Origin of the sequence: Marinobacter sp., from assembly GCF_052094685.1 — a bacterium.
Taxonomy (GTDB): domain Bacteria; phylum Pseudomonadota; class Gammaproteobacteria; order Pseudomonadales; family Oleiphilaceae; genus Marinobacter.
This window is the reverse complement of sequence record NZ_JBQDKB010000040.1, coordinates 23445-33426: the sequence shown is the minus strand read 5'-3', so window position 1 is coordinate 33426 and position 9982 is coordinate 23445. Positions and strand designations below refer to the sequence as shown.

Here is a 9982-nt window from a genome sequence, read left to right as displayed (position 1 = left end):
GAAACCGAAATCATCGACAGCACCACCCTCGGCCTGCTAGCCAAGATCGCCATGGCAGCCCAAAAGCAAAGCCAGTTTTTACCTACGCTGATTTCCACCAACCCGGACATTACCCGTATTATCACCTCCATGGGTTTCGATAAGATCTTCATTATCGTTCGTGAGCCAGCTTCACGCATCGAAGAGCTAGAAGAGATACCCGTACTGAGGGCAAGCGAACAAGACGTTCGTGACAAGGTACTGGATGCCCATAAAGTTCTTATGGGGCTGAACCAGCAAAACCGGGATGAGTTCAAGAATCTGGTGCGCGCTTTGGAATGTGAAGAGCCCGGCTAAGTCGGCGTGCCTAACATCTTGAGCCGGCAGATTCAGACCTGATTTAAACAGACGGAATAACTATGCCTGAAAAAAATGAGCCCCTAGCGAACGGGGTCAAAGAGCCGGTACACGATGTAGCGGTTCTCGGAGGAGGCAGCTTCGGTTCTGCTATGGCAAAAGTGCTCGGAGATAATGGCCATCGGGTTCACTTCTGGATGCGCGACGAAGCCCAAGTCGAAGAAATTCGCGCCACCGGCATAAACAGTCGTTATATGCCCAGCATCAAGATTGAAGGCGACATTCAGCCCACCACCGATCTTGCAGACGCTGTTAACAAAGCAGAAATTGTATTCATTGCTATCCCGAGTAAGGCTTTTCGCGCCGTGATACGCGAGAACAGCAATAAGTTTCGGGAAGGGCAAATTGTTGTCAGTCTGACGAAAGGTATTGAAGCTCACGGTTTTAAACTGATGAGCGAAATTCTCCAGGAGGAAATTCCTCGCTGCCGTATTGGCGTGCTAAGCGGCCCGAACCTGGCCAGTGAAATTGTGAACCGGGATCTCACAGCTACCGTTATCGCCGCCAAAGATCCAGATGTACGGCGCGCCGTTCAGGATCTACTTGGGTGTGAGTATTTTCGTGTGTACGCCAACGTGGATATTTACGGTGTTGAGCTGGCGGGCGCCCTGAAAAATATTTATGCCATTGTGGCCGGCCTCGCTTCGGCCTTGGAGATGGGTGAGAACGCCAAAGCCATGTTGATTACGCGTGGCCTGGCGGAAATGAGCCGTTTCGCTGTCAGCTTAGGCGCTAACCCCATGACTTTTATGGGTTTGGCGGGTGTGGGTGATTTAATTGTTACCTGTACCTCATCAAAAAGCCGTAACTTCAGAGTTGGCCATGCGGTTGGGCAAGGCAAGAAGCTCGACGACGCAGTGGCTGAATTGGGCCAAGTAGCAGAAGGTATTTACACTCTTGAGCTGGTGAAAGAAAAGTCTGAGGCTATCGGCATCTACATGCCATTAGTGCGAGGCCTTTATGAAATTCTATATCGGGATGCGTCCATCAAAGCGGTGATCAACAGTTTGATGATGTCTATACAGAATTCAGATGTTGAATTTATTTTGCCGCGGACTATCGCTGAATAACGGAATAACTCCTGGGAGGTGAGCTGTGCAGTTGCTTATCATGCGTCACGGCGAAGCTGGCTGGCACTCGCTGGACCAGGAACGAACGCTTACAGAAACTGGCCGCGCCCAAGTGGCGGAGTGTGCCGCTCAAATTGCGGCTTCGCCCTGGCGGCCAGAACAAATTTGGTGCAGCCCTTACGTACGGGCGCGCCAAACCGCAGCCATCGTGTCGGAAATCCTGAACTGCCCGGCGGAAGAGAAAGCATTTATTACCCCTGAAGATGATCCCGGGTTCTGCCTGGACGCCCTCCTTGATAATCAGTATTCACCTTTAATGCTGGTCTCTCATATGCCTTTGGTAGGCTGTCTGTCCACGTTGTTGATTGATGGGCACAGGCGCGGCCTTCCATTTATGACGGCTCAAGCGGTTGTTCTCGACATGCCGGTGGTCGGACCTGGCTGCGCAGACTTGAAAACCCAGTTTCTGCCCTGATCACATAGCAAGTAGCGCTATTCATATTGACTGAGTGCAGATTATGTACAGTTTTCCCATTGATTATGTGGAGCCGGTATTTCGGCCTCCAAGTGAAGCGAAATCACTTATTCTTCCTGTAACTAACGGATGTTCATGGAATAAATGTACGTTTTGCGAGATGTACACCCAGCCTCAAAAGAAATTTCGAGCCCGTAAACCGGAAGATGTGCGCAAAGACATAAATAATGCGGCCAAGAGCCTGGGTGGCGTAAAACGGGTTTTTCTGGCCGATGGCGATGCCATGGTGCTTCCCACCCGGCGGCTGGTAGAAATCCTGGCTGAGCTTAATGCTGCGTTCCCGGAACTGCAGCGGGTTTCCAGCTACTGCCTCCCCAGAAACCTCGCCAAAAAAACCGTAGAAGATCTCAAGCAACTGAAGGAAGCAGGGCTCAAGATCCTCTATGTGGGTATGGAATCCGGTGATGATGAGGTACTGCAACGGATCAACAAAGGGGAAACCTGGGAATCAACTCGATCCGCGCTGCTGAAAATCCGTGAAGCGGGATTAACCAGCTCGGTGATGGTGCTTAATGGTTTGGGTGGCGAAACTCTATCGCGCCAGCACGCCATTAATACCGCCACTCTGTGCAACGAAACTCAGCCAGACTATCTTTCGACTTTGGTTGTCAGTTTTCCGCAGGGCGAAGAGCGGTTTCGTGAGGGCTTTGGGGAGGATTTTATACCTCTTACCCAGCAAGGCTTGTTTGAGGAGATCCGTACCTTTATGGCGCACTTAGAACTTGAACGGACGGTGTTTAGAAGCGACCACGCCTCGAACTATCTGGTGCTTAAAGGAAACCTGGGGCGCGATAAGCAAAAACTTTTAGATCAGGTTAATCTAGCTATCACCAGCCCCGGCGCTGTGCCACTACGGCATGAATCGCAGCGTGGATTGTAAATTCCAGGTTTAGGGAGGAGAACTATGAGCCAGAATCCGGAAAACCTCGTTGAGCAAGTGGAAAAAACCACGAAAAACCTTAGCCGACCTCCGCTTGAAAAATGGAACCCGGAGCTTTCGGGGGATATGGATCTTCGCGTAAGCCGAGACGGGCAATGGATCCACAAAGGCGAGCCCCTGGGCAGAGACGCGATCGTAAAGCTATTTTCCACGATCCTTCGCCGGGAAGAAGATGGCCAGTACTACCTTTTAACACCAGTAGAAAAATGGCGGATTCAGGTAGAGGACACGCCCTTGCTTGCTCACTCTCTAAAGGTGCAGGGTACTGGTGAGCAGCAGGTAATAGAGCTGACAACCAACGTGGGCGAAACTCTTGAGGTGGGTGATGAGCATCCGCTTGAGGTGGGCAGTTATGAAGATTCTGGGCAGCCCAGGCCCGTAGTTCGCGTGCGCCACGGAGTAGAGGCTCGGCTGGTAACCGCTGCTTATTATGATTTGGCCGAACATGTTGTGGAGCAGACCATTGATGGAAAACCTGTGTTAGGTGTGTTTAGCCACGGAAATTTCTACAAAATTGGGCAGGGCGGTTGAAAAGCTTTAGCGCGCCCCCAGAAATGACGGTGGAAAACGCACTATCTCAATTGTTAAACTGTGTTTTCATGCTTGTTACGAGCCTGGCTCTCTAACGAGGCCTGGTTGTCGTTAGTTCCTCTGTTCAGTTTGGCTGTTCATGACTACTTTCGATTACCTTTAATCAAACATACAGTCATTGCGACACTCAAGGAGATCACATGGCCCAACCTCGCGTTGTCACCATCAATTACACGCTCACCAACAACCAGGGAGAAGAGCTGGACTCCTCTCGTGGAGAAGGTCGCGAGCCGCTGGCTTATCTGGAAGGCGCACAGAACATTATCGGTGGACTTGAAAGTGCACTGAACGAAAAAAACGTAGGTGACCAAGTAAAGGTTTCTGTAGAGCCAGCTGATGGCTACGGCGAAATTAACGAAGAGTTGGTTCAGCCGGTTCCACGTACGGCTTTTGAAGGTGTAGACACCATCGAGCCGGGCATGCAGTTCCAAGCACAAACTCCGGGCGGTCCCCAGGTAGTTCGTGTTGTGGAAGTTAACGAAGAAACCGTTACCATTGACGCGAACCACCCATTGGCTGGCGAAACTCTGCACTTCGATGTAGAAGTACTTGAAGCTCGCGACGCCACTGATGAAGAACAGGAACACGGCCACGCGCACTAAGAGTGTAGAGCCCGTTTCTGTGAAGGCTCCTACGGGAGCCTTTTTTTGTGGCTGAAAAAAACGGCCACAAAAAAGCGGAGGTGCAGTTTTAACCGCACCTCCGCTTTCAATGCACTAATTAACTTAATGCATCAGGCGAACCAACTTACATGTTCGGGTAGTTTGGTCCACCACCGCCTTCAGGCGTTACCCAAGTAATGTTCTGTGCAGGGTCCTTGATATCGCAGGTCTTGCAGTGAACACAGTTCTGAGCGTTGATCTGGAATTGCTTACCGCTGCCATCATCCTTCTCAACTACTTCGTAAACCCCTGCAGGGCAGTAGCGCTGAGCGGGCTCATCGTACTTCGGCAGGTTTTCCTGGATTGGAATGTCCGGGTTGGTCAGCTTCAGGTGAACCGGCTGATTTTCCACGTGATTGGTGTTGGAAATAAACACCGACGACAGGCGATCAAAAGTCAGTTTGTTGTCCGGCTTAGGATAAGCCACCTTTTTGCACTCAGACGCAGGCTTCATTGTTGCGTAGTCTGGCGTTAAATCGCGCAGCGTGAACGGCAGGCTTCTGTGCAGAATATTCTGCTCAAAGAAGGCGATCGCGCCACCAATAAAGTTGCCAAACTTGTGCATCGCTGGGCCAAAGTTGCGCTCGTCAAATAGTTCTTTGTACAGCCAGCTCTTCTCAAAGCGATCAGCAAAGCTGGTTATTTCTTCACCAGACTGGCCGTTCTTCAAAGCTTCAAATACCGCTTCTGCACCCAACAGACCAGACTTCATAGCCGTGTGGGAGCCTTTGATCTTAGAGCTGTTCATGGTGCCGGCGTCGCAACCTAGCAATAGCCCGCCGGGGAAACTCATCTTAGGTAATGAGTTGTAACCACCCTTGGCCAACGCACGGGCGCCGTATGACGCACGTTTGCCACCTTCCAGATATTTACTGAACTCCGGGTGAAGCTTCAAGCGCTGCATTTCATCAAATGGGCTCAGATGCGGGTTGCTGTACGAAAGGTCAGCAATCAGGCCCACATAAACTTGGCCATTCTCAAGATGGTAAAGGAAAGAGCCACCGGTGGAGCCACTTTCACTCAAAGGCCAGCCAGTAGTGTGTACAACCAGGCCGGGCTCATGTTTAGCTGGGTCTATGTCCCACAGCTCTTTAATGCCGATGCCGTAGTGCTGGGGGTCTTTGCCTTCATCTAGTTTGAAATCGCTGATTAGACGCTTGCCTAAATGACCACGACAGCCTTCTGTGAACAGGGTGTACTTGGCGCGCAGTTCCATGCCTGGCATGTAGCCGTCTTTTTCTGAGCCATCGGCCGCAACACCCATGTCACCGGTAAGAATGCCTTTAACTTGGCCGTCTTCCACGATGGTTTCTGCCGCAGCAAAGCCTGGGTAAACTTCAACGCCCAGGGCTTCCGCTTGCTCAGCGAGCCAGCGGCACAGATTACCAAGGCTGATAATGTAGTTCCCGTGGTTGTGCATGTTCTTAGGCACAAATGCGTTCGGAATCTTGGTTCCCTTTTCCTGGTTCTTCAGCAGAAAAATGTCATCACGGGTAACCGGAGTGTTCAGGGGGGCGCCTTTCTCTTTCCAGTCTGGAAAGAGTTCATTGAGAGCGGTCGGTTCAAATACAGTACCGGCCAAGATATGAGCACCAATTTCAGAACCTTTTTCTACTACGCAAACGGTCAGTTCTTCACCGGCCTCTTGTGCCAGCTGCATAACACGGCAAGCTGCCGACAGGCCAGCAGGGCCGCCGCCGACGATAAGAACATCAAATTCCATCGATTCGCGTTCCACGTTGGTCTCCTCAAACATCTTAATGAATATTATATGCCCGTGGGCTTTAATTTCTTGTGCGCCATCATACCCTTAAAAGTACTTCCAGACGACTACTCAGGGTCGATATTCTGGCTTAAAACACCCGAAGGATAACGTAATTAGTGAATCAAACAAACGTTTGTTTGAAATCTTCCTAAAGCTTTGGCATTGTAGTTTTGTAGTGTAAATCAATACGCTGAGCCGATTATTCAGGGTATTAATGCTATTAATAGCATATGCAGTACCTGCTGATTGGCTTAAGAAACACCTGCAGGGTGTCTCATTGGACTATTGACCCATTTTATCTTTGCCTTCAGTATTAGTCCGCCGTGACGGACGGCCCATTGTGTGAGGCCGCTGTTTGTAACGTTCGGCTTGTATACCCGTAACGCGGTATCTTGCGCCGAGACGAAGCAATCGAGAATGCTCTGTAACCCGCCCGTACAGGGCCTGTATTAGAGTGTTTTTGATTGAGAGTCATTAACCCATCGTAGAAGAACGAGGAATCTATGAAGGTTCTGGTCGCTGTAAAACGAGTAATCGACTACAACGTAAAGGTACGCGTCAAGCCGGATAACACTGGTGTTGATCTTGCCAACGTTAAAATGGCAATGAACCCATTCTGCGAAATCGCTGTTGAAGAAGCGGTTCGCCTTAAAGAAAAGGGTGTTGCTAGCGAAATCGTAGTGGTTTCCATTGGTCCTAAGGCCTGCCAAGAGCAGATTCGTACTGCTCTGGCGCTGGGTGCTGACCGTGGTATCCACATTGAAACCGATGACGAAGTTCAGTCTCTGGAAGCGGCTAAGTTGCTTAAGGCCGTTGTTGAGAAAGAAGAGCCAAAACTCGTCATTCTCGGTAAGCAGTCCATCGATTCTGATAACAACCAAACTGGGCAAATGCTAGCCGCATTGACCGGTATGGGGCAGGGCACCTTTGCTTCAGAAGTCGTTGTTGATGGCGAAAAAGTGAATGTTACCCGTGAGGTAGACGGTGGTCTTATGACCCTTTCTCTGGGTTTGCCAGCGGTCGTAACCACAGACCTGCGTTTGAACGAGCCGCGCTACGCGTCTCTGCCAAACATTATGAAGGCCAAGAAGAAGCCGCTCGACGCAACGACCCCGGCAGATTTGGGTGTTGAGATTGCGCCGCGCCTGTCCACTTTGAAAGTTGAAGCACCGGCTGCTCGTCAGGCAGGTGTTAAAGTGGCTGATGTTGCCGAGCTGGTCGATAAACTGAAGAACGAAGCGAAGGTGATCTAAATGAGCATCCTTGTAATTGCTGAACACGACAACAGCAGCCTGAAGCAGGCTACTCTTAGCGTTGTAGCGGCTGCCAAGGCCATCGGTGGCGACATTGATGTGTTGGTTGCCGGCGAAAACTGTGGTGCCGTTGCAGAAGCCGCAGCAAAAGCTGAAGGTGTTGCGAAGGTATTGGTTGCTGATAACGCAGTTTACGGTCATTTCCTGGGTGAAAATCTAGCTGATCTGGTTGTTGAGCTGGGCAAAGGCTATAGCCACATTCTAGCTGCTGCTGGCACCACAGGTAAGGACTTCATGCCGCGCGTTGCTGCGCTACTGGACGTTGCTCAGGTATCTGACATCATCCGCGTTGAGTCTGAAGACACGTTCGTTCGTCCGATCTATGCCGGTAACGCTATCGCAACGGTTAAAGCCAGCGACAGCATCAAGGTTGTAACCGTGCGTCCGACAGGTTTCGATCCGGTAGCCGCTGAAGGTGGCTCTGCTTCGGTTGAGCAGCTAGACGTTGTGAAAGACGCTGGCCTCTCTACGTATGTGAGCGAGAAGAAAGCCGAATCTGATCGTCCTGATCTTGCCAGTGCCGGCATTGTGATCTCCGGCGGTCGTGGCATGCAGAATGGCGACAACTTCAAGATGCTTGAGAAGGTTGCTGACCTTCTGGGCGCTGGTATGGGTGCTTCCCGTGCAGCTGTCGATGCCGGCTTCGTGCCGAACGACATGCAGGTAGGCCAGACCGGTAAGATTGTTGCTCCACAGCTGTATGTTGCCGTTGGTATTTCTGGTGCTATTCAGCACTTGGCCGGTATGTCTGATTCCAAGGTGATCGTTGCGATCAACAAGGATGAAGAAGCGCCGATCTTCCAGGTTGCCGATTACGGCCTGGTAGCGGATCTGTTTGAAGCAGTACCGCAACTTGAGGAAGAGCTGAAGAAAGTTCTGTAACTTTCTCTCAGGCTTAAAAAAAGGCACCTTCGGGTGTCTTTTTTGTTTCGGCATCATAAACTGTGAGTCTATACCCGTAATCAGTCTGCAACCCTGGATGCATCTCGATGACCATCAGCCCATTTGAAGCTCTTGCTTGCCCACTCGACGGTTTTGCATTGCAGAAAAACGGCAGTAATTGGCAGTGCGATGCTGGCCACAGTTTCGATATTGCCCGCCAAGGCTATGTTCATTTGCTACCTGTGCAGAACAAACGCTCTAAAGATCCGGGTGACAACAAAGAAATGGTCGCCGCGCGGCAACGCTTCCTAAGTACAGGGTTCTATCAACCCATTGCCGAAGGGCTCAACCTTTCGGTATTTCCAGAAGGTTTCAGCGAGCCAGCCATAAGTTGTTTGGATGCAGGGTGCGGGGAGGGGTATTACATGCGCCATCTTGCTGATAATGCGCCGAAAAACACTAGCCTTGCACTGATGGGGTTGGATATATCCAAGTGGGCCGTGTTGTCAGCCGCTAAACAGGATAAAACCCCAGCTTGGGTCGTAGGAAGCAATGCCAACCTGCCTGTGCTGCCGGGAACACTGGATCGTATACTGTGCCTGTTTGGCTTTCCCGTGTACCCAGAATTTGCCCGGGTGCTGAAGTCCGGCGGTGAGGTTGTTCAAGTGGATGCCGGGCCAAACCACCTTAAAGAACTGCGCCAAATCATTTATCCAGAGTTAAAAGAGCCTAAACAAGGGCACGAAGCAGCGCCCGATGGATTTACAAACCTCGAAACATCCGTTGTTTGTTTTAACCTGGCCCTTCCCGACAAAGATGCCATCAGCGATTTATTGGCCATGACCCCGCACTTATATCGTGCTGCCGCAGAAGGCTTGGCCCGCGCCGCGGAGCTCGAATCATTAAACGTTACTGTAGAGGCCACAATCAAACGCATCAGAAAGGACTGACAAATCTTTCTGGTTTCAGTTTACTGATCTTTTCCTGGCGGGTTTTCGGCGGTGTCCTTTCTCAGCACCATTCGTTTTTCTGCTTTAGTGATAAACAATGTGTCTGCCAATATGTGCATGGCTTTATTGGTGGTGCGTACAGCGTGGTAAACCTGTTTGCTGGCATGGTCGTGGGATCTTCGGGCTTTACGCGCGCTTTGCCGAAACTCATCATCTTTTGAGAAATGATCCACTAGGCCGAAGGTAGTGTTAGAGATGGCGCGGTGCATCTTTTCCACCGCGCTGGCACTGCCAGACACAGTGTCTTCAAGCAACTTAGCTCGATTGCGTACCTCATAGAGATTCATGCGGCGTTTTTGAACAGCGCTGTTGGCGGTGATGTGGTGCGAGTTGAGTGTTCGCATATGCGTTCTGGAATGCTGCAACTGCCAGAACGAATAGCATAGGCTACCGGATGCAATTACCAACAAGAGCAGTGTGAAGGCAGGCTGAATAGTCACAATACAATCCTCTTAGCGATACTCAATGTGCATGTCCACGTCGATTCCGCGCTCCACAAGCTCTTCTTCAAGCTCTTTCATCACCCCCTGATAGACCATTTTACGAACCATCACCGGGAGTTTGTCGGCCATCACTCGGGCAGACCTAGATTCGCGCTTTGCGACTTCAATCGGGTTGAGTACCTTTAGGAGAAGAACCATCTCTGGTTCTTTGTCCAAAGCGGATATCTGATCACCCTCCATTGTCTGGGCCATCATGCGGGCAATAATCTTGCGCTGCTCCATGACTTGCCAGCATAGAAAACCGCTAAAAACGGCTAGAAACACACTGAAAATAAGGAGGAAAGTGGTCAATTCAAGTCTCCCGGAATTCGCCTA

The 9982-nt window shown here is 50.8% G+C and carries 12 protein-coding genes; 9 read left to right on the top strand and 3 right to left on the bottom strand.

Translation table 11 applies throughout. The features are described from left to right. The 6 genes from ACTH3S_RS09910 to ACTH3S_RS09885 form a co-directional block, all read left to right on the top strand. Positions 1-336: anti-anti-sigma factor (locus tag ACTH3S_RS09910; RefSeq protein WP_441808847.1), on the top strand; the 336-nt coding region annotated here is incomplete at its 5' end. A 62-nt stretch (positions 337-398) separates the two neighbouring features. Next, complete coding sequence (locus ACTH3S_RS09905; protein WP_441808846.1) at positions 399-1466, top strand: NAD(P)H-dependent glycerol-3-phosphate dehydrogenase; 1068 nt, start codon at positions 399-401, stop codon at positions 1464-1466. 25 nt (positions 1467-1491) lie between these two features. Beyond that, a complete protein-coding gene (sixA, locus tag ACTH3S_RS09900; RefSeq protein WP_441808845.1) occupies positions 1492-1941 on the top strand; it encodes a phosphohistidine phosphatase SixA in 450 nt (149 codons plus the stop codon). Between the two features lie 43 nt (positions 1942-1984). After that, the gene (locus ACTH3S_RS09895; RefSeq protein ID WP_441808844.1) at positions 1985-2881 is read left to right on the top strand and encodes a radical SAM protein; all 897 of its coding nucleotides are present in this window, start codon (positions 1985-1987) and stop codon (positions 2879-2881) included. 24 nt (positions 2882-2905) lie between these two features. Then, complete coding sequence (locus ACTH3S_RS09890; RefSeq protein WP_441808843.1) at positions 2906-3472, top strand: DUF1285 domain-containing protein; 567 nt, start codon at positions 2906-2908, stop codon at positions 3470-3472. Between the two features lie 200 nt (positions 3473-3672). Continuing rightward, positions 3673-4134: an FKBP-type peptidyl-prolyl cis-trans isomerase gene (locus ACTH3S_RS09885; protein ID WP_441808842.1), complete on the top strand. Its 462-nt coding sequence runs from the start codon at positions 3673-3675 to the stop codon at positions 4132-4134. A 145-nt stretch (positions 4135-4279) separates the two neighbouring features. On the opposite strand, the gene ACTH3S_RS09880 is transcribed toward ACTH3S_RS09885, so the two are convergent. After that, positions 4280-5932 (bottom strand): electron transfer flavoprotein-ubiquinone oxidoreductase, encoded by a 1653-nt coding sequence (locus ACTH3S_RS09880; RefSeq protein WP_441808841.1) that lies wholly within the window; start codon positions 5930-5932, stop codon positions 4280-4282. A 530-nt stretch (positions 5933-6462) separates the two neighbouring features. Here ACTH3S_RS09880 and ACTH3S_RS09875 point away from each other — a divergent pair. From ACTH3S_RS09875 to ACTH3S_RS09865, 3 genes are all read left to right on the top strand, one after another. Further along, positions 6463-7212: an electron transfer flavoprotein subunit beta/FixA family protein gene (locus tag ACTH3S_RS09875; RefSeq protein WP_441808840.1), complete on the top strand. Its 750-nt coding sequence runs from the start codon at positions 6463-6465 to the stop codon at positions 7210-7212. Further along, positions 7213-8154, top strand: coding sequence for an electron transfer flavoprotein subunit alpha/FixB family protein (locus ACTH3S_RS09870; RefSeq protein ID WP_441808839.1), 942 nt, complete (start codon positions 7213-7215; stop codon positions 8152-8154). It abuts the gene before it with no gap. Positions 8155-8261: 107 nt separating this feature from the next. Continuing rightward, on the top strand, positions 8262-9104 hold the full coding sequence (locus ACTH3S_RS09865; RefSeq protein WP_441808838.1) for a putative RNA methyltransferase: 843 nt from the start codon (positions 8262-8264) through the stop codon (positions 9102-9104). Between the two features lie 20 nt (positions 9105-9124). On the opposite strand, the gene ACTH3S_RS09860 is transcribed toward ACTH3S_RS09865, so the two are convergent. After that, positions 9125-9604 (bottom strand): hypothetical protein, encoded by a 480-nt coding sequence (locus tag ACTH3S_RS09860; RefSeq protein ID WP_441808837.1) that lies wholly within the window; start codon positions 9602-9604, stop codon positions 9125-9127. Between the two features lie 12 nt (positions 9605-9616). Further along, positions 9617-9958, bottom strand: a complete 342-nt coding sequence (locus tag ACTH3S_RS09855) for a hypothetical protein (RefSeq protein WP_441808836.1) — start codon at positions 9956-9958, stop codon at positions 9617-9619. Positions 9959-9982 lie beyond the last annotated feature (24 nt).

Excerpts from the sequence above, each read along its gene's own strand:
- ACTH3S_RS09865 (WP_441808838.1), top strand. The coding sequence starts at position 8,262 with ATGACCATCAGCCCATTTGAAGCTCTTGCTTGCCCACTCGACGGTTTT.
- ACTH3S_RS09870 (WP_441808839.1), top strand. The coding sequence starts at position 7,213 with ATGAGCATCCTTGTAATTGCTGAACACGACAACAGCAGCCTGAAGCAG.
- ACTH3S_RS09905 (WP_441808846.1), top strand. The coding sequence starts at position 399 with ATGCCTGAAAAAAATGAGCCCCTAGCGAACGGGGTCAAAGAGCCGGTA.
- ACTH3S_RS09875 (WP_441808840.1), top strand. The coding sequence starts at position 6,463 with ATGAAGGTTCTGGTCGCTGTAAAACGAGTAATCGACTACAACGTAAAG.
- ACTH3S_RS09885 (WP_441808842.1), top strand. The coding sequence starts at position 3,673 with ATGGCCCAACCTCGCGTTGTCACCATCAATTACACGCTCACCAACAAC.
- ACTH3S_RS09895 (WP_441808844.1), top strand. The coding sequence starts at position 1,985 with ATGTACAGTTTTCCCATTGATTATGTGGAGCCGGTATTTCGGCCTCCA.
- ACTH3S_RS09890 (WP_441808843.1), top strand. The coding sequence starts at position 2,906 with ATGAGCCAGAATCCGGAAAACCTCGTTGAGCAAGTGGAAAAAACCACG.